This window comes from Chryseobacterium sp. SC28 (assembly GCF_003932955.1).
GTDB lineage: Bacteria > Bacteroidota > Bacteroidia > Flavobacteriales > Weeksellaceae > Epilithonimonas.
The window spans coordinates 41782-68018 of sequence record NZ_QOVY01000012.1; the positions used below are offsets into that span (position 1 = coordinate 41782).

19 protein-coding genes are annotated in these 26237 nt (G+C 42.1%); 11 read left to right on the forward strand and 8 right to left on the reverse strand.

What is annotated here, in order from left to right; all coding sequences use genetic code 11:
* Positions 1 to 27 precede the first annotated feature (27 nt).
* A complete protein-coding gene (locus tag DTW91_RS08350; protein WP_125202934.1) occupies positions 28 to 2163 on the forward strand; it encodes a S46 family peptidase in 2136 nt (711 codons plus the stop codon).
* Positions 2164 to 2330: 167 nt separating this feature from the next.
* Here DTW91_RS08350 and DTW91_RS08355 read toward each other — a convergent pair whose 3' ends face one another.
* From DTW91_RS08355 to DTW91_RS08365, 3 genes are all read right to left on the reverse strand, one after another.
* Positions 2331 to 4538 carry a polyribonucleotide nucleotidyltransferase gene (locus tag DTW91_RS08355; protein ID WP_125202935.1) on the reverse strand — a complete coding sequence of 736 codons (2208 nt, stop codon included), beginning with the start codon at positions 4536 to 4538 and terminating at the stop codon, positions 2331 to 2333.
* 135 nt (positions 4539 to 4673) lie between these two features.
* On the reverse strand, positions 4674 to 6317 hold the full coding sequence (locus DTW91_RS08360) for an ABC1 kinase family protein (protein ID WP_125202936.1): 1644 nt from the start codon (positions 6315 to 6317) through the stop codon (positions 4674 to 4676).
* 132 nt (positions 6318 to 6449) lie between these two features.
* The gene (locus DTW91_RS08365) at positions 6450 to 6764 is read right to left on the reverse strand and encodes a DUF4286 family protein (RefSeq protein ID WP_125202937.1); all 315 of its coding nucleotides are present in this window, start codon (positions 6762 to 6764) and stop codon (positions 6450 to 6452) included.
* Positions 6765 to 6911: 147 nt separating this feature from the next.
* On the opposite strand from DTW91_RS08365, the gene gyrA reads away from it, so the two are divergent.
* The 3 genes from gyrA (at position 6912) to fsa (ending at position 11735) form a co-directional block, all read left to right on the forward strand.
* A complete protein-coding gene (gene gyrA, locus DTW91_RS08370) occupies positions 6912 to 9539 on the forward strand; it encodes a DNA gyrase subunit A (protein ID WP_125202938.1) in 2628 nt (875 codons plus the stop codon).
* A 60-nt stretch (positions 9540 to 9599) separates the two neighbouring features.
* Complete coding sequence (locus DTW91_RS08375) at positions 9600 to 10985, forward strand: tetratricopeptide repeat protein (protein WP_125202939.1); 1386 nt, start codon at positions 9600 to 9602, stop codon at positions 10983 to 10985.
* A 96-nt stretch (positions 10986 to 11081) separates the two neighbouring features.
* On the forward strand, positions 11082 to 11735 hold the full coding sequence (gene fsa, locus DTW91_RS08380; RefSeq protein ID WP_125202940.1) for a fructose-6-phosphate aldolase: 654 nt from the start codon (positions 11082 to 11084) through the stop codon (positions 11733 to 11735).
* An 11-nt stretch (positions 11736 to 11746) separates the two neighbouring features.
* Here the strand turns inward: fsa and DTW91_RS08385 are convergent, their stop codons facing one another.
* The 3 genes from DTW91_RS08385 to proS form a co-directional block, all read right to left on the reverse strand.
* Positions 11747 to 13078 (reverse strand): Nramp family divalent metal transporter, encoded by a 1332-nt coding sequence (locus DTW91_RS08385; RefSeq protein ID WP_125202941.1) that lies wholly within the window; start codon positions 13076 to 13078, stop codon positions 11747 to 11749.
* 164 nt (positions 13079 to 13242) lie between these two features.
* Positions 13243 to 14094 (reverse strand): DUF937 domain-containing protein, encoded by an 852-nt coding sequence (locus tag DTW91_RS08390; RefSeq protein ID WP_125202942.1) that lies wholly within the window; start codon positions 14092 to 14094, stop codon positions 13243 to 13245.
* Between the two features lie 152 nt (positions 14095 to 14246).
* Positions 14247 to 15722, reverse strand: coding sequence for a proline--tRNA ligase (gene proS, locus DTW91_RS08395; protein ID WP_125202943.1), 1476 nt, complete (start codon positions 15720 to 15722; stop codon positions 14247 to 14249).
* A 150-nt stretch (positions 15723 to 15872) separates the two neighbouring features.
* Here proS and DTW91_RS08400 point away from each other — a divergent pair, with 150 nt between their 5' ends.
* Complete coding sequence (locus DTW91_RS08400; protein WP_125202944.1) at positions 15873 to 16871, forward strand: prolyl-tRNA synthetase; 999 nt, start codon at positions 15873 to 15875, stop codon at positions 16869 to 16871.
* Between the two features lie 48 nt (positions 16872 to 16919).
* Positions 16920 to 18350 carry an OmpP1/FadL family transporter gene (locus DTW91_RS08405; protein WP_125202945.1) on the forward strand — a complete coding sequence of 477 codons (1431 nt, stop codon included), beginning with the start codon at positions 16920 to 16922 and terminating at the stop codon, positions 18348 to 18350.
* A gap of 56 nt (positions 18351 to 18406) precedes the next feature.
* Here the strand turns inward: DTW91_RS08405 and rsgA are convergent, their stop codons facing one another.
* Positions 18407 to 19333: a ribosome small subunit-dependent GTPase A gene (gene rsgA, locus DTW91_RS08410; RefSeq protein ID WP_125202946.1), complete on the reverse strand. Its 927-nt coding sequence runs from the start codon at positions 19331 to 19333 to the stop codon at positions 18407 to 18409.
* 240 nt (positions 19334 to 19573) lie between these two features.
* On the opposite strand from rsgA, the gene DTW91_RS08415 reads away from it, so the two are divergent.
* The 3 genes from DTW91_RS08415 (at position 19574) to DTW91_RS08425 (ending at position 22393) form a co-directional block, all read left to right on the forward strand.
* A complete protein-coding gene (locus tag DTW91_RS08415; protein WP_125202947.1) occupies positions 19574 to 21037 on the forward strand; it encodes an LptF/LptG family permease in 1464 nt (487 codons plus the stop codon).
* A 113-nt stretch (positions 21038 to 21150) separates the two neighbouring features.
* Complete coding sequence (locus DTW91_RS08420) at positions 21151 to 22086, forward strand: 1-phosphofructokinase family hexose kinase (RefSeq protein ID WP_125202948.1); 936 nt, start codon at positions 21151 to 21153, stop codon at positions 22084 to 22086.
* A gap of 25 nt (positions 22087 to 22111) precedes the next feature.
* Positions 22112 to 22393, forward strand: coding sequence for a GNAT family N-acetyltransferase (locus DTW91_RS08425; RefSeq protein ID WP_410493728.1), 282 nt, complete (start codon positions 22112 to 22114; stop codon positions 22391 to 22393).
* A gap of 133 nt (positions 22394 to 22526) precedes the next feature.
* On the opposite strand, the gene DTW91_RS08430 is transcribed toward DTW91_RS08425, so the two are convergent.
* The gene (locus tag DTW91_RS08430) at positions 22527 to 24200 is read right to left on the reverse strand and encodes a glutamine--tRNA ligase/YqeY domain fusion protein (RefSeq protein ID WP_125202950.1); all 1674 of its coding nucleotides are present in this window, start codon (positions 24198 to 24200) and stop codon (positions 22527 to 22529) included.
* 197 nt (positions 24201 to 24397) lie between these two features.
* Here DTW91_RS08430 and DTW91_RS08435 point away from each other — a divergent pair, with 197 nt between their 5' ends.
* Both DTW91_RS08435 and DTW91_RS08440 read left to right on the forward strand, forming a co-directional pair.
* Complete coding sequence (locus DTW91_RS08435) at positions 24398 to 25075, forward strand: response regulator transcription factor (RefSeq protein ID WP_125202951.1); 678 nt, start codon at positions 24398 to 24400, stop codon at positions 25073 to 25075.
* A gap of 31 nt (positions 25076 to 25106) precedes the next feature.
* A complete protein-coding gene (locus tag DTW91_RS08440) occupies positions 25107 to 26171 on the forward strand; it encodes a sensor histidine kinase (protein WP_125202952.1) in 1065 nt (354 codons plus the stop codon).
* The last annotated feature ends 66 nt before the right edge of the window (positions 26172 to 26237 follow it).

Consider the following 26237-nt stretch of genomic DNA (forward strand, 5'->3'; position numbering starts at 1 on the left):
AATTCGTCACATTGATAAATTGACAAAATGACAAGAAAAATTCTAATCTCAGCCTTATTTTTATTCGCAGCAATGGCTTTTGGCCAGCAGTACGGCGGAATGTGGATTCCCACGGAACTTAATGAAAAAGAAATGAAAGATCTGGGAATGAAGATCTCTGCAAAAGACATCTTCGACCCAAACAAAGCCAGTATAAAAGACGCTGTAGTGCAATTTGACGGTGGCTGCACGGCAGAAGTCATTTCTCCAAAAGGACTTTTGCTGACCAATCATCATTGTGGCTACGACAATATCCAAGCGCACTCTACGGTTGAAAATGATCTGCTAACCAACGGATTTTGGGCAAAAGATATGAGCGGCGAATTGCCAAATCCTGGTGTTACAGTAGATTTCGTTACAGACATCAAAGAAGTAACGGCTCAAATCCTTCTGGGAACAGAAAACCTGGCAGGCCCTGATCTCACGAAGAAAATTAACGAGAATATCGAGACCTATAAAAAAACTCAAAAAACTGAAACTTATCAAACGATTTCTGTGAAGCCGATGTATTACGGCAACAAGTTTTATGCTTATGTGATCGAGACTTTCAAAGATATTCGTTTGGTGGGCGCACCGCCTTCTGCGATTGGAAAATATGGCTCGGACACCGATAATTGGGTTTGGCCAAGACATACGGGAGACTTCTCGATGTTCCGAATCTACGCCGATAAAAACAACAAACCGGCTGAATATTCCAAAGACAATATTCCCTACACACCGAAACATTTTCTCCCGATTTCTCTAAAAGATAAGAAAGAAAACGATTTCACTTTCGTATTCGGATTTCCCGGCAGAACAACGGAATATCTGCCTGCCATCGCCGTCGAAAAAATAATGACCGAGATCGATCCTGCAATGATCGCCGTGCGAGATGTTGCACTGAAAACTTTGGACGAAAAAATGCGTACCAACGCTGCAACCAAAATCCAATACGCTTCCAAATATGCGCGGGTTGCCAATTATTGGAAAAAATGGATCGGCGAGGTCGAAGGTCTTAAAAAATCCAACGCTGTGGAGAAAAAGAAACAATATGAACAAATGTTGATTTCGAAAAATCCGGCTATCAAAACAACCATCGATCAGCTGAATCAAAAATATAATGAACAGGCGCCCTACAACCTTCACCGCGCTTATTATTCAGAAATTTTAAGGAATTCTGAAACCTTTTTGCTGGCCAACATTTACAGTACTTACATCCAAAATTACGAAGCCGGCAAAGCAGATGCAAAATATCTTGAAACCTTGAAAACCCGATTATCCGAAATTTACAAAGATTACGATGCCGAACTGGATGCGAAAGTAACGGCGAAAATTCTTGCCCTTTATGCCAACAAAACTCCAACACAGTTTCTGCCGAAAGATTTTCAATTACTGAAAGATGTGAATAAAAATTTAGCAATGTTTGAAACCATCTCCAAAATGTCTTTGATCACCGGAAGAGGAAATATGAACGGAACCAAAGCCGCTGATCTCAATAAATTATTTTCGGATCAAAAAGCTTTGATAGAAAATCTGAAAAAAGATCCGTTTGTAGAGATGTTTACAACTTTCAAAAACTCATATTTAGCTACTACAGACGACAAAGTAACAGCTCTGCAGGCGGATATCGATGCTTTGCAAAAGAAATTTATGGCGCAGCAAATGGAAACGGATAAGGAGAGGAAATTCTTTCCGGATGCCAACTCTACCCTTCGCGTAACCTATGGCCAAGTGAAAGGTTCGGAGCCGAGAGATGCGGTGACCTACGGCTATCAAACGCATCTTTCGGGGGTGATGGAAAAATACGTTCCCGGAGATTATGAATTTGATTTGCCCAAAAAATTAATCACGCTATACAACACCAAAGATTTCGGCATTTACAAAGATAAAAGCGGCGATGTTCCTGTCAACTTCACGGCAACCAACCACACCACGGGCGGCAACTCCGGAAGTCCTGCTTTGGATGCATACGGAAACCTGATTGGGCTAAACTTCGACAGGCAGTGGGAAGGCACGATGAGCGACATCAATTATGACCCGAAATTATGCCGAAATATTATGGTGGACACCAAATATATCCTCTTCGTGATTGATAAATATGCCGATGCAAAATGGCTGCTGAATGAGATGAAAATCGTAAAATAAATTTTTATTTGTTGTTTTACCAAAATAAATCCAATGGTCTCTTTATATAGTTTGGATAGACAAGCAAAAAATTTCTCAATATTAGATCCTTTTACTGAACATAGAAGTTCCTTTATAAGAAAATCCCCCGAAAAATCGAGGGATTTGCTATGATTAATAATATTTTCTTAAACTTCGTTCAGAGGTTTGTGCTCGCCGGGTTGATCTCTTCCTTCCGGGTTCACCGCTCGTTCTGATCTCGGTTTTTGCTCCGGTCGTGGCGGTCGTGGCAAAAGGACCTTTCGGGAAAGTTTCATTTTCTTGCGATCGTCATAGCCCATAAATTTTACCTCCACTTCATCACCTTCTTTGTACGGCACTTTGTCCAGACGCGCCCATTCGATTTCTGAGATATGAAGAAGGCCTTCAGTTCCCTTCGCAATCGCTACGAAAGCACCGAAGTCCATTACCTTCACAACTTTACCCTGATAAACTTCGCCTACTACAGGAACAAAAGTGATTTCATTGATTTTGGCAATTGCCTCGTTGATTTTCTCTCTGCTGAGACCGGAAATTTCGATTCTTCCGATTTCGCCCACTTCTTCGATGGCGATGACAGTGTCTGTGTCTTTCTGCATTTGCTGAATGATTTTTCCGCCCGGTCCGATGACGGCGCCGATGAAATCTTTCGGAATTTCCAGCATTACCATTTTCGGAGCGTGTGGTTTCACGTCTTCTCTTGGTGCTGCGATGGTTTCTTTGAGTTTATCGAGAATGTGCAACCTTCCCTCCTTTGCTTGCAAAAGTGCCTTTTCCATAATATCCATCGACAATCCTTGAATTTTGATATCCATTTGGCAAGCGGTGATGCCGTCGGCAGTTCCTGTTACCTTAAAGTCCATATCGCCCAAGTGATCTTCGTCTCCCAAAATGTCGGAAAGAATTGTGAACTTCCCCGATTTTACATCGGTTACCAATCCCATCGCAATTCCCGAAACCGGTTTTTTGATTGGGACACCGGCGTCCATCAAAGCTAAGGTTCCTGCGCAAACAGTTGCCATAGAAGAAGAACCGTTGGATTCTAAAATATCGGAAACGATCCGGATGGTGTAAGGATTTTCTTCCGGGATCATATTGACCAAAGCTCGCTGAGCCAGGTTTCCGTGACCAACTTCTCTTCGGGAAGTGCCTCGCAAAGGCCGAGCCTCGCCGGTGGAGAATGGCGGGAAGTTGTAATGAAGGAAGAATCTCTCGTCATAGTTGATCATCACGTTGTCTACCATATTTGCATCGCGAATGGAGCCTAAGGTCACGGCCGTTAAAGACTGGGTTTCTCCGCGGGTGAAGATTGCGGAACCGTGTGCGCCGGGCAGATAATCTACTTCGCTCCAGATGGGGCGGATGGTTTGCGGATCGCGACCATCGAGGCGGATTTTGTCGTTCAAAATCATTTGTCGCATCGCTTCTTTCTCCACATCGTGGTAATACATTTTCGCGAAAGGCGTTACTCTTTCTAATTCTTCAGGATGCTCCACATACTGCGCTAAAAACTCGTCCAAAACAGCTCGGAATTTCTCGCTGCGTTCTTCTTTTCCCGAAGGCGATTTGGCGACTTCATAAACTTTGTCGTAGGTTTCTTTCCAGACTTTTTCGCGTATGGCTTCATCGTGAACCTCGTGGCTGTATTCTCTTTTTGGGTAAGATTTGCCTACTTTTTCGGCCAATCTTTCCTGAGCTTCTATTTGTTTTTGGATTTCGGCGTGTGCGTATTGGATGGCTTCCAGCATCTCTGCTTCGGAGATTTCCTTCATTTCGCCTTCTACCATTACGATAGAATCTTTCGTAGCACCCACCATAATATCCAGGTCAGCTATTTTAAGATCTTCGCGATTGGGGTTTACAGACAGTTTTCCGTCGATTCGTACGACTCTCACTTCGGACATGGGTCCGTTGAAAGGTATATCGGTAATGGCTATGGCTGCAGATGCTGCGAAGCCCGCCAAATCATCGGGGATGGACTTGCCGTCGTAGGAAATCAATGAAATCATGACTTGCACTTCTGCGTGGAAATCTTCGGGAAATAAGGGTCTCAAAACCCTGTCGACCAAACGCATCGTGAGGATTTCCTGATCCGAAGGTCTGGCCTCTCTTCTGAAAAAGTTTCCGGGAATCTTTCCGCCTGCGTAGAATTTTTCTCGGTAATCTACTGTCAATGGCAAGAAATCTACACCCTCTTTTGCTTCTTTGCTGGCGACCACTGTTGCTAAAAGCATGGTTCCGCCCATCTTCACGACTACAGCACCATCAGCCTGCTTGGCCAATTTTCCTGTTTCGATTGTGATCTCTCTGCCATCTGCAAGAGTGACCGTTTCTGTAATTGCTTGAGGTATACTCATAAAATGTTTTGTGTTGCACTCCGTATTGAATGCGTTAATTAATATGTTTCGTCTAAAAAATTTGGTGCAAATTTAAGGATTATTTGCATATAATTAATGACTCAAAACAAGTAATTAAGAACGGTCGCGATCATTTTATTTCCTCGAAATCCGTAAAAAAATAATAACAAGGAGCAATACCGAGAACAAAAAGCCCAATATTGCCGCCAAAGGGATGCCGACGAGGCTCGGTCCCGATTCTGAAACCAAAACGATGGCCGTAGCAATAATATTTGAAGCTAAAATAAGAGCTAAAATTAAATTCACGACGCCGGATTTGATGAGATTGTTGGTCTTTTCAATATTCTTTATCTCGCTCGAAATGGTAAATTTGTTATCATCTAATTTTTGCAAAACGGATCGAAGTTCTTTGGGTATCTCGTCCACATTATCGGCAAAAGTCATGAATTTTTCCATGCCGCCTTTCAGGAATTTTCTTGGATTAATTTTTTCAGACAGAATTTTCTTGGTGTATGGATGCAGGCTTTTTACCACATCAAGATCCGGATTAATGTTTCGGCCAACGCCTTCTATGAGACTGATACCTTTGAAAAGCAGATAAAAATAATCTGGCATATAGAGATGATTGTCTTTCAAAACATCTTTCATTTTATTGATGATCACCTGCGTATCAATATCTCGTAGCGAATTGCTGTGAACGAAATTGAGAACTTCCTCCACATCGTTTTCAAACCTCCTTTCATCGGGTATCTCGTAGCTGACGGCTATTTTCTTCAAATTTCGGACGATTTTGTGAGCGTTTTTGGCAACGAATGCGAGGATCATGCTCTCAATAATTTCTTTGTCATTCGGCTGAATCTTCCCGACGGCGCCGAAGTCGATGAAAACTACCCTGCTATCTTTTTTTACAATGATGTTTCCGGCGTGAGGATCGGCGTGGAAAAAACCATAATCCAAAATCTGCGAAACGAAAAGCCGCAGACCCACTTCCGAAATCCTCGCAGGATCGATATGGTGATTTATAAGCTCCGCTTTGTCCGTCACCTTGATCCCGTCAATAAATTCCATACAGAGCACATTATTGTTGGAAAATTCGTCGTAAACAATCGGAACATAGGTTTCATTATTGTTTTTGAAATTTAAGGCAAATTGCTTGATATTATTTCTTTCATTCACCAAAGAAACCTCCTCCAGCAAAGATTTCTCAAACGTCGCTATGGCTTGCTTCAAATTAAGTTTGGATCCGAAGTCGGAATAGGTAGAAATAAGCCGCACCAAATCCTTTATTAAAAGTAAATCGTCTTCTATAATACTTTGGACATTGGGTTTTTTGATTTTGAGAATGACCTCTTCCCCCGTCACTAAGGTGGCTCTGTAAACCTGCGCGATAGAAGCGGTGGCCAACGGTGGCACTATAATTTGCGAAAAGTATTGCTTGACCGAAATATCAAATTGGTTTTCGAGAATTTCCTCCACGTTCATATCGACCACTTCTACCCGATCCTGAAGTTTTTGCAATTCCTGAATCAACTCCGGTGGCAACAGATCGTCCCGATTGCTGAAGCTCTGCCCCAGTTTCACAAAGGTGGGTCCCAGCTCTTCCAAAGCCAATCGGATACGTTCGTAAACGGTTCCTTTGGACACAATTTCGTCAGATGGTGGCACACTTTCTTCCGGTTTTTTGCCCATTCTGGCAAGTAAATCTTTGAATCCATACTTGCTGAAAACAGAAATTAGCCGGGCGGAACGTTTAATTTTTCTTTGTTGTTTATCGAACATAATTTTATAAATAAAAGCGTTGCGCTGTAACTCCAAAAATTATTCCGATAAATAAGAGTCTTCTATAAAATGCTGACCAAAAAAAATTTTCCAGAGCACTGCAAATCTTGGAAAGCCGAAAATTCAGCCTTGTTACAACCGTTTCCTTTTCGGATCGAGAAAGGTGGGAAAGATGATGACTTGCTCGCCAAACTTCGCAAGGATTCTTTCCTGCAAGTTCGGCATTTCGGTTTGCATAAACCGGTCGCGCCGCTCATCATTGTCAAAAACCAAAAACAGATTGGTATTCTTGCCCTCGTCTATCAGCTCGGACTGGACTTCGGAAAGAACGTACTGCTCTACATCCAACAGATTTTCCACCATCTGGTGCAGATCATTTTCCAGATAGATGTCCCATTCTTCAATTTTATTTTCGACGGTATGAAAAGTGATACTGAGGATGCTCATTGGCGAGAATTTTTTATGATGAATGTTGATAAATTCCACTACAAAAATCGGTTTTTTTTTGTAAATTAGCCCGTTATAAAAAAAGAAAAACCAGAGGCTTCAGAATGATTTTTAATATTCTGACAGACAACACATTAAAAAATATATATGCATAAGGAAGGAGAAAGATTAATACCGATCAACATTGTTGACGAGATGAGAACCTCATACATCGACTACTCGATGTCAGTAATCGTATCACGCGCTTTGCCGGATGTAAGAGACGGCCTGAAACCCGTCCACAGAAGAGTGCTGTATGGGATGTATGGTCTCAACGTTTTTTCAAACCGAAAACATTTGAAATCTGCGAGAATTGTGGGAGATGTTCTGGGTAAATATCACCCGCACGGCGACAGTTCTGTGTATGATGCAATGGTGCGGATGGCGCAGCCCTGGAGTTTGCGCTACGAGCAGGTTGACGGCCAGGGAAACTTCGGTTCTATGGACGGCGATCCGCCGGCAGCCATGCGATATACCGAAGCTCGCCTTAAAAAAATATCGGACGAGATTTTAGCCGATCTCGATAAAGATACCGTTGATTTTCAAAATAACTTCGACGACAGTTTGACGGAACCAACCGTTCTCCCCACACGCATTCCCAATCTTTTGGTAAACGGTGCTTCGGGAATTGCTGTGGGAATGGCCACGAACATGGCGCCTCACAACTTGTCCGAAAGCATCGATGCCATCTGCGCTTATATTGATAATAAAGAAATCACCATCGATGAGCTGATGAAGCACATTATCGCACCCGATTTCCCAACGGGCGGCATCATCTATGGTTACGACGGTGTTCGTGATGCATTCCACACGGGAAGAGGGCGTATCGTCTTGCGGGCTAAAATAAATTTCGAGGAGATTGGAAATCGGACTGCAATCATCGTGACCGAAGTGCCTTATCAGGTCAATAAAGCGGAAATGATTGCCCGCACAGCCGACCTTGTAAAAGAAGATAAAATACCCGGGATCTACGAAATCCGAGATGAATCTGATAGAAACGGATTGCGCGTGGTGTATGAACTGAAAAACGATGCGATCCCAAATGTTGTATTAAACCTTTTGTACAAATACACTTCGCTACAGACTTCATTCTCAGTCAACAACATTGCATTAGTCCACGGAAGACCTTTGCAACTGAACATCAAAGATCTGATGATCCATTTTGTAGATCACCGGCACGAAGTGGTGGTAAGAAGAACTAAATATGAGCTAAAAAAAGCACAGGAAAGAGCACATATTTTGGAAGGTTTCATGAAAGTCATCGGTACGCAGGAATCTCTGGATCGGGCAATCGCGATCATCCGCCACAGCGTGAATCCGCAGGCTGCGAAAGAAGGTTTGATTGCAGAATTTGAACTATCCGAGATCCAAGCCCAGGCCATTCTGGATCTTCGTTTGGCCCGACTAACGGGAATGGAGCTGGACAAAATCCGTGCGGAGTATGAAGAAATCATGTCCTTAATAAAAGATTTGGAAGATATTTTGACCAATGAACCGAGACGTTATGAAATCATCAAAACCGAACTTCAGGAAATCAAAGAAAAATATGGCGACGAAAGGCGTTCGGAAATAGATTACACCGGAGGAGAATTCTCGATAGAAGATATGATCCCAGATGAAAAAGTAGTTTTGACCATCTCCCACGCCGGCTACATCAAAAGAACACCACTTTCCGAATACAAAGTACAGTCCAGAGGCGGCGTCGGAAATAGAGCAGCAACCACCAGAGACGAAGACTTCCTAGAATATATCGTGACAGCCACCAACCACGAGTATCTGCTATTCTTCACAGAAAAAGGAAAATGCTTCTGGCTGAGAGTTTTCGAAGTTCCAGAAGGTTCCAAAACTGCGAAAGGAAGAGCAATCCAGAACTTAATAAATATAGAACAGGACGATAAAATCAAAGCATACATCCGAACCAAAGATCTGAAGAATCAGGAATATATCAGGCAGATGTACGTCGTGATGATTACGAAAAACGGAACCATCAAGAAAACGTCTTTGGAAGCCTACTCCAGACCCAGAACCAATGGAGTCAATGCCATCGAAATCCGAGATAATGACCAACTACTCGGCGCCAAATTGACAGACGGAAATTCCGAAATTATGATAGCGACCAAAAATGGAAAATGCATCCGTTTCCCGGAGGAAAAAGCAAGAGCCGTGGGCAGAGGATCTATTGGGGTACGCGGCATCTCCCTGGATGATGATGACGAAGTGGTTGGTATGATCGTTGTAAATGATTTGGAAAATGATACGGTACTCGTCATTTCCGAAAAAGGTTATGGAAAAAGAACTGCAGTACAAGACTATCGGGTGACCAATCGCGGCGGAAAAGGTGTGATCACCCTTAATATCACCGAGAAAACGGGAAATCTGATTGCTATCCAGAACGTGACAGACGAGGATGGACTTATGATTATCAACAAATCGGGCGTGGCGATCCGCATGAATATGAACGAAATGCGGGTGATGGGCAGAAATACACAGGGCGTGAAAGTAATCAATTTGAAAGGAAATGATGAAATTGCGGCGATTGCAAAAGTGGAAATGGACAAAGAAGTAGCCGAAGAAGATGAAAATGAGGCGGCAGAAAATGACAGCAATAATCCGGAGTTCAAAACCAAGCCTCCAAAGCCGGAAAACAAAAGTACCGCAACTTCCGACGAAGATGAAAAATCTGAAGATGGTGACGATTCTCCTGAAAGCGCCGGAGAAGAAACCGAGGATCTCTAAAAAGTAAATTTAAATAAAGAGCACATCTCATGCAATAATATCTTACAAAAAATCATCATAATGAAAAGAATAATTTTAAGTTTCGCAGTATTAGCTGCCGTATTAATTAGCGGACAGAAAAAGGAAATCGCAAACGCCGTAAAAGCAGTTGACTCAGGAGACCTTGCCACTGCCAATTCAGAAATATCAAAGGCGGAAGCTATTTTCGGAGACAAAACCTACCTGTTAGAACCATCGGTATTGGAGCAGTATTATTATGCTAAAGGAATGGCGTTGCTAAAAGCCGGAAAAAATGTCGACGGCGCGGCCTATCTGGCCAAGATTACATCTTTGGGATCGGAGCCGATCTATACAGGGCGGGATGCTCAAAAGAATAAAGTGTATTTTGTCGGCAAAGAAGCAGCAGACAAAATGGGAGCCGGCCTAAACCTGAAACAAGATAAATATGTGCCTGTAATGGGTGACAAGGTGAGAGCATCAGTAGATCCGCTTCTTAAAAAAGCCAATGAAGCGGCCACGAGCAGCTACAATAGCAAAAATTACGATTTGGCGGGCGACAAGTTCGCTGAAACCTATTATCTTTTCAAAGCCGGAGGCCAAGACGACAAAACTTATCTTTACTATGCCGGAATTGCCTACGCACAATCTCCAAACAGCAAGGATAAAGCGATAGAAATCCTCACTTCCTTGATCAAAGCCGGCTATACAGGCATTGAAACCAACTATACCGCTAAAAATACAAAAACCGGTAATGTAGAAAAATTGGACAAAGCCGCTTTCGATCTGTACAAAAAAGCCCCGGGCGGTGCCGGCTATACCGATTTCAAAACAGAACAAACGCCGAGCAAACAAGAGGAACTGTACGAAGTCACCGCGTCTCTATTATTTGAACAAAAGAAATATGACGAAGCAGCAGCTCTGGCAGATGAAGGTCTGAAAAAATTTCCTAATAATCAAGCACTTTCCCAAGTGCAAAGCAATTCTTATTTCAAAGCCGGCAAAACAGACGAGTTTGTCAATAACTTGAGAGCAAAAATCGCCAAGAATCCGAATGATAAAGAAAGTCTCTATAATCTGGGTGTGATGCTTAGCAAAGATCCTTCGAAACAGGCAGAAGCCGAAGCGATTTACAAAAAGCTGGTAGAACTAGATCCGAAATATCCAAATGCTCTTAACAATTTGATATTTACCATCATTGGAGAAGACGACAGCAAAACTATCGAAGAGTATAGAACTCTGAGAAAAGCAGGAAAAATAGACGAGGCAAACAAAGTGCTGGAACTCCGAAGGGCAAGATTCCAAAAAGCCCTGCCATACGCTGAACAATTGTATCAGCAGGATCCCAACAACAAAGAAGTTGTAACGCTCCTGAAAGGAATGTATATGACAACCCAAAACACGGCAAAATACAACGAATTCAAAGCAAAAGAAACCGCGATGAAATAAGCAAAAGGAAGCCAACCGGCTTCTTTTTTTTGCCCTTTTTGCGAAGCGAACTAAAAATGTATATTTGCGAAGAATCTTATTAACAAATCATAACCCATGAAATTTTTCATCGATACCGCCAACCTTGCACAGATCCGAGAAGCACAAGATCTTGGAATCTTGGATGGCGTCACTACCAATCCTTCCTTGATGGCAAAAGAAGGCATCTCCGGAAAAGCCGCTATCAACAAGCATTATGTAGACATCTGCGCCATATCGGACGGCGCTGTTTCGGCAGAAGTGCTTTCTACGACTTACGAAGAAATGATCAAAGAAGGCGACGAGCTGGCCGCGTTGCACGAGAGAATCGTGGTGAAAATCCCCATGATCAAAGATGGCCTGAGAGCATTAAAATACTTTTCCGATAAAGGAATCAAAACCAATTGCACGCTTATTTTCTCCGCAGGACAAGCCCTTTTGGCCGCGAAGGCGGGAGCCACGTACGTTTCGCCATTCTTGGGAAGACTGGATGATATTTCTGCTGACGGCCTTCATCTCATCGACGAAATCCGCTTGATTTTCGACAACTATCACTTCGAGACCCAGATTCTGGCAGCTTCCATCAGAAGTCCGATGCATATCGTCAACTGCGCGAAGATGGGAGCAGATGTCATCACTTCTCCTTTGCCTTCGATTCTCAATTTGCTCAATCATCCACTTACGGACTCGGGATTGGCTCAGTTCGTAGCAGATTCTAAGAAGTTGGGATAATTTTGCCTGAATCAAAAAAACGTTTCTTTCAGTAGGTACAGATTCAGGCTAATGATGATAATGCTGATAAAGATGGCCAAAATCTTGAGCCACATTTTGTTGGCAAACTCTCCCATTTTGGATTTGCTGTTGGTAAACATTACCAGGGGAACTACCGCAAAGCTTAGCTGCATCGAAAGAATAACTTGACTAAAGACCAATAAATCTGCCGTTCCTCTTTCACCATACATGATGGAAATGATCAATGCAGGAATGATGGCAATCGTTCTGGTGATCAATCGGCGGATCCAAGGTTTTAATTTGATATCAAGGAAACCTTCCATCACAATTTGACCGGCAAGTGTGCCTGTCAACGTAGAATTCTGCCCCGCAGCGAGCAACGCAATTCCGAAAAAGATGCTGGCCAGAGTGGTTCCTAAAAGTGGTGTCAGAAGTTTATAGGCGTCATTGATATCGGCTACGTCTTTGTATCCCGTGGTGTGAAAAGTTGCCGCAGCAATAATGAGAATCGAAGCATTGATGAGAAAAGCCAACATCAAAGATAAACTGCTGTCTATGCTGGCAAACTTCAGCGCTTCCTTTTTACCCTCGATTGTTCGCGGATAATTTCTGGTTTGCACGATGCTGCTATGAAGATAAAGATTATGAGGCATCACCGTGGCTCCCAAAATGCCGACTGCAATGTACAACATCGAGGGGTTGGTAATGATTTCTTTATGGGGGATCAATCCTTCTAATAAGGGAAATATATCGGGACGGCTAAGGAGAATCTCATAAAAAAATGCCATGAAAATGACAAAAATCAATCCACCAACGATGCTTTCTATATAGCGAAATCCTCTGGACTGTAAGAATAAAATAATAAAAACATCAATAATTGTGATGACCACGCCGATGCTCAGCGGAATCCCGAATAACAGATTTAATGCAATGGCAGAGCCAATGACTTCTGCCAGATCGCAGGCGGCGATGGCTATTTCGCAGAATATCCAAAGTATAAAGTTGACCACAGGATGAAAATGATCTTTGCAAGCCTGTGCCAAATCACGCTCCGCAACTACACCTAATTTCACAGAAAGATGTTGCAAAATAATGGCAAAAATATTTGAGAGCAAAACAACCGAAAGCAGCGCGTAGCCAAACTGTGCCCCGCCGGCAATATCGGTTGCCCAATTGCCCGGATCCATATATCCAACGGCCACCAGCAAGCCGGGTCCCAGATAGGCCAATAATTTTTTATTGAAGTTCCCATCTTTCGGAATATGGATGCTTGCAAAAACCTCATTAAGAGAATTGGAACTCTTCTCTTTCCGCCATCCTTTGTTATGATTGAATTGAGTCAATATTTTAATTGTTAATTTTAATTGTTAGATTAGACTAACAAAAGTACAAATACTATACTAAACTCACAAGCTATGTATAAAAAAACTGCCGATTAATTCAGCAGTTTGATATAAACACGGTTTAGCGGCGATCGTAAGTTGTAATATTACTCCCACCCTCGAATTCATCCTTGTGAAAAATTCGACACTTCAGCAGAATTTTCCTTTATAGAAACCGTCGTTCCTGTATCGCACTGTTTCCAGAAAAACCATCCTAAAATCAACAGCAAAAGCAGCGGCAATAACCATTTCCAAATATTTCCTGTGCTACCACTCTTTTCGGGTACAATATCGTGCGTCGTTCCGCTTCTGGTGACCTCAATTACCGGTTTCTCAGCCTCAGTAATCTCTGGATTTTCTGTTTTTACGGGATTTTCCGTTGTCGGATTAATATTTCCAAGCGGTGTCTGCAAAGGTTCGGGAACCACATTGGCAGTTTCTACTTCTGAAGATCCCAACCAATTTCCCAAGCCTAAGGACGCGAAACTAAATCCCGGCGGGAGAGACGACGCTAAAAATCCTTTTTGATCATTTAAGAAGTTGCTAAATGAGGAAAGTTCCAGATGGTGGTCTGCCAAATATTTATTAATGGTCTCGGCCGTAGCTTCTGTCACAAGACTAAGGAGCGATTTTGCAGACTCCGCTTTTACACCTGCATAAGCGGAAACTTCGGTCGTAATCGCAGCAAGCAAGTCTCCCTCTCCGAAAAGTAAACTCAACATTTTAGAGTTTGCAGAATCGCTGTCGTTGAGCTTTTCCAGCAGTTCGGATAAAGGTTGAGAAAATTGGGTTTCTTTTACCGTAGCGAAAAGTTCCGAAGGCGTATTGCAATGTGTAAAAGCACCAACGACTATGGGAATAAACGCCGCAATGGCTTTGGAAACACCGGATTCACTCTCTCCCAACTGAATTGCAGCTTGAGAAACCGCTGAAGATCCCAACCGGTCTTTGACGAGGTTCGTAATATTAGTTGCCATAATTAGCTTATTTTATTTATTGTTTGATGTAATGAACTGTACCAAATATTAATCCACAATTAAAAATTTTTATAGGATTTTAATTAGTTCTTATCTTCAAATTACAATGAACCTCCACACTACTGCTACATGCCTGAGTAATCCCGAGAAAATCAATAAGCCTTTGCGAATACAACCCTCTGCGCGGAAGCTTTGCCGGAGATCAGAGAAACACCTGCTTCTTGCTTGTTATTCAGAGGGATACATCTTATTGTAGCTTTTGTTTCCTGTTTTATTTGCTCTTCCTCTTCTGCAGTTCCGTCCCAATGTGCCAGGATGAAACCACCTTTTTCTGCCAACACAGTTTTGAACTCTTCGTAGGAATCAACTTTTGTGATATGTTCTTCTTTGAATTTCAGGGCTTTGTTGTACATATCTTTTTGAATAATTTTAAGTAATTCTTCGATATAAACATCGAGGCCTCCCACGGGGACGGTTTCTTTTGTCAAATTATCTCTTCTTGCCAATTCTACCGTCTTGTTTTCAAGATCTCTCTGTCCGATGGCCAGTCGCAAAGGAACACCTTTCAACTCGTATTCCGCAAACTTCCAGCCGGGTTTGTTCTGCGTGTCGTCATCATATTTCACCGAAATCCCTTTTGCTCTTAACCTATTCTGAATTTCCGAGGCCATTTCACTTATGGCTGCCAACTGATCTTCGCCTTTGAAAATCGGGACAATCACGACCTGAATCGGAGCCAAACTTGGGGGCAAAACCAGTCCGAGGTCGTCAGAATGTGTCATGATAAGCGCGCCCATCAATCTGGTGGACGTCCCCCACGACGATGCCCATGGATATTCCAATTTTCCCTCTTTATTGGTAAATTTGACATCAAAAGCCTTCGGAAAACTTTGACCAAGAAAGTGTGATGTCCCTGCCTGGAGTGCTTTCCCATCCTGCATCAAAGCTTCAATACAATAAGTCTCTTCAGCTCCGGCAAATCTTTCGGAAGGTGATTTTATCCCTCGGAAAACCGGCATTGCCATAAATTCTTCTGCAAATGTGGCATAGACCTCCAGCATTCTTTCGGCTTCTTCAACGGCTTCTTCTCTGGTTGCGTGGGCGGTGTGACCTTCCTGCCAAAGGAATTCTGCTGTTCTTAGGAACAATCGGGTTCTCATTTCCCAGCGTACTACATTGGCCCACTGGTTAATTAAGATGGGGAGATCTCTGTAAGACTGGATCCAGTTTTTATAAGTGCTCCAGATGATGGCTTCCGAGGTGGGCCGCACTACTAATTCTTCTTCCAGTTTTGCATCTGGATCTACAATCAGTTTGCCGGGCTTTTCGGGATCGGTTTTCAATCGATAATGTGTCACAATGGCACATTCTTTAGCAAAGCCTTCAGCGTTTTTCTCTTCCGCTTCGAACATACTTTTGGGAACAAATAGCGGGAAATAAGCATTTTGGTGTCCGGTTTCTTTGAACTTTTTGTCCATTTCGTCTCGCATTTTTTCCCAAATGGCGTAGCCATACGGTTTGATAACCATACACCCTCTGACACTGGAATTTTCTGCCAGATCTGCTTTCACAACCAATTCGTTGTACCACTTACTATAATCCTCTGCTCTTGCGGTTAATTTTGCCATATTTTTCTAAACTGTTTTTTTAACTATTTTAACTTTTTGTAATCTAAATAAAAAGCCTAATTTTACGGTACTTTATAATTAATTAGTGGTACAAAATTTGGTTTCTTTTTTAAGAGTACAAATATAGCAAACTTTAATACTTCCCATAAAATGAAAAATTTCAACAATAGTTACCTTGCGCATCTGATAAAATCAAAAATTTTGATTTTAATGGTCGGCGCTTTCCTAATGAGTTCCTGCACGGTCTATACAGGTGGATACTCAGAAACAGATGGTGTGTATTATGATCCCAATAAAGATTCGTTGCCCGCAGGTACCTATCCGGGAAACTACGGTAATCGTATAGATGAATATTATAATTTTCAAGATAGCGCGCCAAGCATCTACGACAATAACCAACTAAATATACAAGAGCAGCAGAACCGATATCGGCTAAACACCGATTCGGATTGGGGATTTTATACCGGTACAGAAACCTATTACAATAGTTTCAATACTTGGGGCTATGGCGTTTGGGGCTACCCAGCTTATGGTTTCTACTACTGGAATAGTCCTTTCAACTCTTGGTCTTGGGGGCTTGGCTTCGGATGGGGCTATTCTTTTTATTCACCTTGGGTCTGGGGTCCCGGATTTTACAGTCCGTTCTGGGGATATGGTTACGGCTGGGGTGGCTACTACGGCGGATATTACCATCCAATATACTATAACAGATCTGGCACCAACGGCCGATTGAACGGGATGATTACTCCAAACAGAAGTGGCAGCAGAAACGGTACTCACTATGCAGGCATTAATTCCAGTGGATTCCGTGGCAGCAGAGATGTTAGAACCCAACTTGGAACTGCAAATAGTAGCATAAGAAGTTCTAACAATGCCAACGGTATCAGAATAAATAATAGCGGAATAAGAAATTATCCAAATGGTAATGTGAGAACTTACCCCAACAGTAGCGGGGTGAGATCGCAAAACTATCCCAACACGGGCGGCGTAAGAACAACGCCTAATTATGGCGGTGGCAGAAATGGCACATATACAAGTCCCTCAAGATCTGGGAATTTCGGCGGCTCTCCGAACTACGGCGGAGGTATGAGATCCGGCGGTTCATCAGGCGGTGGCGGAATGAGATCCGGCGGTGGCGGAAGAAGATAAAAACGTTATAATCATCATAATATAATAATAAAAATACTTTTCATTAAAATGTTAAAAAAAACTATATTACTGCTAAGTATTCCAATTTTAGCCGTGCATTTAGAAGCACAGGACATTTCTGTAATTACAAATACGATTAATGTATACTCCGAAAACCCTGTCAATGGAAGTGCCAGATATAATGCACTGGCTGGTTCCGTGGGTGCGCTGGGAGGTGATATTTCTACTGTCAATGTCAATCCTGCTGGAATTGGAGTTTTCATCGCAAACGATTTAAGTATGACGCTTGGCATTTACAACAATAAGAATACTGCCACGCTTGCCGGTAGATCAGTAGGATACACAATGGATAATACAGATTTAAGCAATGCAGGCGGTGTGCTGACTTTCAATCTTGGGGATAGGGGAACTAAATGGAAGTTTGTAAATATTGGTGTCAGCTACACCACCCGTTCCCTTGATAATTATGTAGAATCCGCGGCTAATCCCAATATCATCATTACTAGTTATCCCCTGTATGCGACGCCGGTAGATTATTCTTATCGAGGACACGCCTACAACAGATATGGCGACGTGTCGAAGGCAAATTTTACAGTGGGCGCCAACTATGATAACCGATGGTTCTTCGGAGCAGGATTGAATTTCCATGACTCTTTCTTAGGTCAGGACGACGCCGCTAATTTTCAAAATAAATTAACGAATGCTATTACCACTTTTAACAAACAATATACATCTTATGAGGAGCATTCCGACGGATTCTCGGCTAATATCGGGGTAATCGCCAAGCTCAGCAACGAATTCAGAGTGGGTCTTGCTATTGAAACACCTACTTGGTGGAATATCGATAGAATATACAGCCAATATTACAAAGATGACTCTTATTATGATGTTTTTGTCGAAGACAGAGAGTTGACCACGCCTATGAAAGCTACTCTCAGCGCGGCCTTCGTCCCCAATAAGAATTTTGCCCTAAATGTGGATTATATCCAAGGAATTACAAAACCTAAGTATGACGAATATGGCGCGGCAGAGCGGGAATTGAATGATTTCTTTAGCGACTCATATAAAAATTCTTCCGAATTCCGAGTGGGTGCAGAATATAGATTGGACGCGTTCAGATTAAGAGCCGGCTACGCCTACCAAAGCAATAGCTTCGATAATCTGTCACTATTGGCTTATAACGACGATGGGTCCAAGTCTAAGCAATCTTTTTCAGATCTTTTGGTGGGAGAACGAAATACGATTGGCGCAGGTATCGGATATGATTTTAAAGCATTTTATATCGATGCAAGCTATCAGAATATTTCGTCCAAGTACAAAAGTCCATCATTATTCGGCGTGGTAACAGATCCTAATTATTATACTACTTCCGGCTATTACAATCCTTCCGGAACCGAATTATTGAGCGATGCCTATGCAGTTTCGAAAGTGAAAAACAACAGAAACAACTTCTTTTTGACAGTAGGCTGGAGATTTTAGAATAGGGTCTATCCTGCATACTAAATCCTGTAAAAATCAATTTTGCAGGATTTTTTTTAAATGGTATTCATTTCATCTGCTTCTTCCATCAGTTTCAGATAGGTGATGTAGCGCGATTCTTCAATAGTTCCGGTTTTCACACCTTCCAGAACTGCACATTTCGGTTCGTTGATGTGCATACAGTTATGAAATTTGCAAAGCCTCCCAGCCTTAAATATCTCCGGAAAATAATGCTGGATTTCTTCCTTTTGCACATCAATCATCGCAAATTCCCGAACGCCGGGCGTATCGATTACCGATCCGCCAAAATCCCAAAAATGCATTTGGGCAAAAGTCGTGGTGTGTTTACCTTTGAGCACAGATTCTGAAATATCGCCCGTTTTGATATGCAGATTGGGTTGCAAAGCATTGACCAAGGTGGATTTTCCACAGCCGGAATGGCCGAAGAATACCGATGTCTGCTCTTTGATTTTATCTATCAAAAAATTAAAATTTAGCCTTGTGTAGGATGAAATTTTCAAGGTATCGTAGCCGATGTTTCGGTATATTGCTTCGATGTTTTCCACAATTTGTATTTCCGCTTCGTCCAAAGTATCTATTTTGTTGAATAAAATCAGAGTCGGAATATTGTAGGCCTCGCAGCAAGCAAGAAAGCGATCGAGAAAACCTAAAGAAGTTTCGGGGAATTTCAAAGTATAAATGAAGCAGGCAATATCGACGTTGGAAGCAATAATGTGCGCTTCTTTGGAAAGATTGACAGATTTCCGGATCAGATAATTCTTTCTTGGGAAGATCTTCGTAATCCACGCCACATCATCCTGCTCCAAAGAAAATTCCACCTCATCTCCCACTGCCAGCGGATTCGTGAGTCTCGTTTTTTCCAATTTGAATTTGCCCCGAATCCTGGCTTCATAGACTTTTTTGGATTCTCCTTCCAACACTTGATACCAGCTGCCTGTAGATTTGATGATGATTCCTTTCAAAAATTTGTTTTTATGCCTTGCAAAGTTAGAGTTTTTATCGTCTTGGGACTATAAAACAGTCCGTAGTTTTAATCCTTAAAACTCTTACACATTTACAATAAAATCTGAAAAAGCTGTATTTATTATGCTCTCTTTTACTTAGCTTTAAATTAAACAATGGTTTTATGCATTAATAAAGATTCACTAAAAATCGCTCTATCATTTCAATATTGCTTTTTTTGCAGTAATTTTGAATTTTAAATTTTCCTATTGAAAAAATTAGATCAATATATCGTTAAGACCTTTTTTGGTCCTTTTCTTTTTATTTTCAGTGTGCTGTTTTTCATCTTCATTGTCAATATTATCTGGACACAGATGTCTCAATTGACGGGCAAAGGGCTGACCTACTGGGAAATTGCGAAACTGCTGTTTTATCTTGGGATGAGCGTGGTGAGTATGGTATTGCCGCTTACGATTCTGCTGGCTTCTATTATGACGTTTGGAGATTTTGGCGAGCGCTACGAACTCGCAGCGATGAAGGCTGCCGGGATATCGCTGCTTCGCGTGATGATGCCCCTGCTCATCACGGTTACATTTCTTGCAGGCATTTTGTTTTTATTTTCGAACAACATCATTCCGGATTTTCAGCGCAAGGCGAAAAATATGTTGTACAATATTGTGTCTTCCAAACCGGCCATCAACTTTACGCCGGGCGTCTTTATCGATCAGATTTCCGGCTATTCGGTAAAATTTGATAAAATATACGGTAAAAAGGGCGAAAGACTCGAAGGCGTTTTTCTGCACAAGAATGCAAGTCCCTACGACGACCAGCAAACAATCATCGCAAAAAATGGAAAATTCGCAAATGCCGAAGACCGAAATTACCTGAAACTCATTCTTTATGACGGATATGTTTATGAAGACAACATCTCCGGAAAATCTTTTGAACAAAGAAAAAAGCAGCCGAACCAATCTGTAAAATTCGACAGTCTGGTTTATCATTTTGATATTAGCGAACTTATCAACAATGCGATAGAGCAGGAAAAAATAACGGACGATTACCGTTTTCAGAACTACGCAGAGGTGAATGAAACCCTTAAAAAAAACAGAGAAACCAACCTATCCACTTTGAATTCCGTAGCTTCGCCGGTGATCAATCAGACCAATAACTACGTTCAATATATTGATAAAATAAAACCGAAAGACCCGAAAATAGAAGAACCGTATAAAATAGACTCTTTGCAAAAAGACAAAAAGCTGGAAGTGCTGTGGGGCGCTTACAACAAAATTGAGGCTCTGAAAAGTACCGTGCAATCCAACCAAAAATTAATTGCAGACACCATAAAAAGCCATAACAAAATGGTGATGTATCAGCAGCGCATCGTCTCCTACTCTTTTACCTGTATCATTTTTTTCCTGATTGGCGCCAGTCTCGGATCGATAATCAGAAAAGGCGGAATGGGGCTTCCTGTCATCATTGCTATCGTGATCTTCATCATTTTCTACGTCCTGAATCTCACAGTCGAGAACCTCTCCTGGAAAGGAAAGGTGAATCCCTACCTCGCCGCTTGGATTCCTAATATGGTGCTGTTCCCATTCAGTTTGTGGATCACTTACAAAGCTTTGACGGATTCTCAAGTATTTGACATCGAAAAATATAAAGCGCTATTCAAGCCGCTTATAGAAAAATTTGTGAAGCCTAAGGAACATCAGCGCTACCAATAAAGAAGTATCAGAACGTAGATCCAAGGCTTCGGCAAAAATACGTTACTTTATCGACGATGTTCGGAAAGTTTTGGGAATAAAATAGTTAAATTTGTTTAATATAATTTCCGCTCATGGGATCCTCGATATTAACCATTACATTCAATCCTGCTGTCGATAAAAGCAGCACCGTCGACAAGATAATACCCGAACAAAAACTCCGTTGCACCACCCCGGTTTATGAACCAGGTGGCGGCGGCGTCAACATCTCTCGTGCTCTGAAAAGGCTGGGCGTAGACGCCGAAACCGTTTTCCTCTCGGGCGGCAGAACAGGCGCTTTGCTCGAAGAGCTTTTAACCCAAGAAAAGCTGACTATAAACGCATTTGCTGTGAAGGGCGAAACCCGAGAAAACTTCATCGTGGTAGATACTTCCAACCAGCAGCAATACCGTTTCGGAATGGATGGCGAGGCGGTTTCGGAAGAAGAGCAGACTTCTTTCTTTAAATTTTTGCAAAACATAGAGACTATACCAAACATCGCCGTCATCAGTGGAAGTCTGCCACCCAATGTGGCGCCCAATTATTTAAAAAAAATTATTGCCAATTTTAAAGAAAAAGGTTCCAAAGTCATCGTTGATACTTCTGGAGAAGCCTTGCAGGCGGCCGCGGAGGAATCGGTATTTTTGCTAAAACCAAATATCGGCGAACTCGCAGCGCTTACTGGTAAACAAGAACTGGACACGCAGTCTGCGCAGGCGGCGGCTTATGAACTCATCAAAGCTAAAAAAGCCGAGGTGGTCGTCGTTTCTCTGGGAGCGAAAGGTGCTTTTTTATGTTCGGAAAAAGAATTCATCTGGCTGCAAGCTCCGGTTATAAAAGTCCGAAGTACCGTAGGCGCGGGCGACAGTATGGTGGCTGGGATGGCGTCTGTACTATTGAAAAATGGAACTTACAAGGAGATGTTGCAAATGGGAATCGCCTGCGGATCTGCAACCACGATGGCTGCCGGCACCGGGCTTTTCAAAAAGGAAGATGTCGATTTTTTAAATCATCTCATATCAAATCAATAATCTATATTAAATCTCATACAAAATGATAGAAATAAAACAAAACAACAACGAGAAAAACGGCGAATTCGTTGCTATTTTTGACGGACAAAAAGCCGGAACGATGACCTACCAGCGAGATGGAGCGGATCTCATCACGATCGATCATACAGAAGTTGAGCAGGAGTTCAACGGCAAAGGTGTCGGTAAAGAATTGCTTTATAAAGCAGTAGAATTTGCAAGAGAAAACAATCTGAAAATAGTCCCGCTTTGTCCTTTTGCAAAAGTAATGTTCCAAAAGAATAAAGAAATCAGAGATGTTCTGGCGTAATGCACTCAAAAATATTCGATATTTTTTAAATTATATCCATAAAGAAATGAACGAAAAAAATCAGGCAATTGCCTGATTTTTAGTTTAATAATTTAATGAAAACTAATTTCTACTTCTAAATTTTTTATAAATTTTATGGCTTATAACCATCCTTCAAAGTCACGGTTCGGTTGAAAACCGGACATTCAGGAGTAGAATCTCTATCTTTGATATAATAACCGATTCTTTGAAACTGGAAATGATCTTCCAAGGTCGCGTCTTTCAAGCTCGGTTCGGCATAGCCATTCGTCACCCGCAGAGATTGCGGGTTTACAAAATTGACGAAATCTACATCTTTCTCCGCATCCGGCTGTTCCGTCGTAAACAGTTTTTCGTAGGTTCGGATCTCGATGGGCAAGGCGTGCTTCGCGGAAACCCAATGCAGCGTTCCTTTAACTTTTCTCAGGCTGGCCTCCGTTCCGCTGCCCGACTTTGAATCTTCGTCATAGGTGGCATAGATGGTTTTGATCTCACCATTGGCGTGCTTGTCCACGCGCACGGCCTTGATGATGTAGGCTGCTTTTAATCTGACTTCTCCATCCAGTCTGAGCCGGAAAAATTTCTTGTCAGCCTCTTCTTTGAAATCCTCTCGCTCGATGTAAATTTCTCGGGAAAAAGGTACTTTTCTCGTTCCTGCATTTTCATCTTCAGGATTATTTTCAGTCTCCAACCATTCTTCTTTGTCTTCGGGATAATTCTCGATGATAAGTTTCACCGGATTTACCACCGCCATCACGCGGGTTGCTATTTTGTTCAGATCCTCTCGCACGCAGAATTCCAATAGCTGAATATCGATCAGATTTTCGCGTTTGGCAACGCCTACCCTTTCTATAAAATTTCGGATTGCCGCCGGCGTGTAACCTTTGCGTCTAAGTCCCGAAATGGTGGGCATCCGGGGGTCGTCCCAGCCTTTGGTAATTTTCTCTTGTACCAATCTTTGAAGTTTTCTTTTGGATGTCACCATATAAGAAACATTCATCCGCGCAAATTCTCTCTGCTTCGGTATCACGCGGTTGCGGTCGGCGATTTGTTCCAGAAACCATTCGTACAGCGGCCGATGATTCTCAAACTCCAATGAGCAAAGCGAATGCGAAATCTGCTCGATGTAATCTGATTCGCCGTGCGCCCAGTCGTACATCGGATAGATTTTCCAATGGTCTCCCGTTCTGTGATGTGGTGTTTTAATGATTCTGTACATCACGGGATCCCGCATATTCATATTCGGAGACGCCATATCTATTTTTGCACGCAAACTCATCGCGCTTTCTTCAAATTCTCCGTTTTTCATTTTCTCAAAAAGCGAAAGACTTTCCTCGGCCGGGCGATTTCTGAAAGGGGAATCTACGCCGGGCTCAAAAGGATTTTTTCGCTGCGCAGTAATTTCTTCCGAGGATTGCTCATCTACATACGCTTTGCCTTGCTTGATAAGCTCGACAGCCCAGTCATAAAGTTGCTGAAAATAATCGGAGGTATATAATTCCTGATCGTACCGGAAACCAAGCCATTCGATGTCCGCTTTGATAGAATCTACAAATTCTTGTTCTTCCTTCGTAGGATTGGTGTCATCAAAACGAAGGTTGACAGGCGCATTGTACTTCTCGCCCAAGCCAAAGTTGATACATATCGCTTTTGTATGCCCGATGTGAAGATAACCGTTGGGTTCCGGCGGAAATCTGAAACGCAGCTTTGCCGGATCCAGACCATTTTCCAGATCATCTTCTATAATCTGTTCGATAAAATTGAGCACTTTTTTTTCTTCTTCTTCCATAATCTGAACATGAGGTGCAAATTTAACTTAAATTCCTTGAAAAATGAATATCCCGCCAGAAGTAAAAGAGGTAAGTTATTAATAAACTTTGGTACAAGCTATCGGTTTAGTTTTTAAATGTTAAATTTGTGTGAACTTTAAACATTTAGTGATATACAGTTCAAATTTTTTTAATTTTGACATAATAATAAATCGAAATGAATCGTAAAAAAATCCTATTAATTGATGATGAACAGGACATCTTGGAAATCATCTCTTATAATTTGGAAAAAGAAGGTTATGAAGTGTTCACAGCCAGCAACGGAAATGAGGGTATTTCAAAAGCGAAGGAGGTCTTGCCGGATTTAATTTTATTAGACGTCATGATGCCGGAAAAAGATGGCATCGAAACCTGCCAAGAGCTGCGACAGATCAAGGAGCTGCAAAAAACGCTCATCGTCTTTCTATCTGCCCGAAGCGAGGAATTTTCTCAATTAGCGGGCTATCAGGCCGGTGCCAACGATTACATCGTCAAACTGATTAAGCCAAAAGTTCTTATTTCCAAAGTGGCCGCCCTGCTGCAATTGGGCGCCAATTCCAATGAAAATTCCAATTACATCGAGATCGGCGATCTCATCATTGATAAAGACAACTTCAAAGTTACCAAGGCGAAAGAAGAATTTTTGCTTCCGAAGAAGGAATTTGATTTGCTTTATCTTTTGGCATCCAACACCGATAAGGTCTTCAAAAGAGAAGAAATCCTGGAAAGAGTTTGGGGCAACGACGTGATCGTCGGCGAAAGAACTATCGATGTCCATATCCGCCGGTTGCGGGAAAAACTGGGAATCAACACCATCCAAACGCTGAAAGGAATAGGATATAAATTAGTAGTTTAAGATTTTCTTTTTAGAAAATCTTTTTTTTCAGATGAAATTAAAGAATTCTTTAAAAATCAATTGGTTATCCATTGCCTCATCGTTTGTTTTGGTGGCTGTTTTTGGAGCCGTGGTTTTGATGTTCCAGTTTTACACCGATGATGCCTATTTCAAAACCAGAGATTTTAACTATTTTTTGATCTTTACGCTGGCGTTTTTATTTATTGTCAATTATTTTGTAATGGAATTTCTTTTCGGTTTCTACAGTCGGAATCAGATAAGAAGGATTACCAACATCCTCCCCGAAGACATCATCCACGACTACGACACCGATCTCGGCTTCAAAGAACTGGGCGAGAAAATGCACGAAATGAACCAGAAAAATGCCGAAATAGATCTGATGAAGGAAATGGAAGATTATAGGAAAGAATATATTGGGAATGTTTCCCACGAGCTGAAGACGCCTCTTTTTTCTATCCAAGGTTATATAGAAACCTTGCGCGATGGCGCGGTGGATAATCTCAACATCCGCGACAAATATCTGCAGAGAATAGACAATTCTGTCGAGAGATTGCTAAACATCGTGAAAGACCTGGATATGATCAACCGTTTCGAATCCGGGCAAATCAACTTGAAGTTTTCCATCTTTGACATCAATCATTTGATTCAGGAAATATTCGATCTGCTGGAGATGGAAGCTGAAAGACAATCGATGACCATGCAACTGCAGACCACGCAGTCCCAACTATTCGTGTATGCGGACAAGCAGAAGATCTCCCAAGTTTTGATCAATCTTGTTTCGAATGCCATTAAATATGCCAACCGCGAGGAGGCGCAGATCATCGTATCTACAAGAGAAGGCTTGCAGAATATCCATATCTCTGTGGAAGACAACGGAATGGGAATAAAACCTGAAAACTTACCGCGAATTTTTGAGCGTTTTTATAGAGTAGAATCCAGCAGAAACCGGAAAGAAGGCGGCTCCGGTCTTGGGCTTGCCATCGTGAAACACATTCTGGAAGCTCATAAACAGACCATTGTCGTAGAAAGCGTCTATCTGTCGGGTACCAAATTCAAATTCAAACTGGCAAAACCCTCTCTCGATAAAATCAGGTGAGCACGATCCTTTATGATCGGTGTAGCTACGTTTCCTAATGCGGACAATTTATAAAAATCTTTTTTG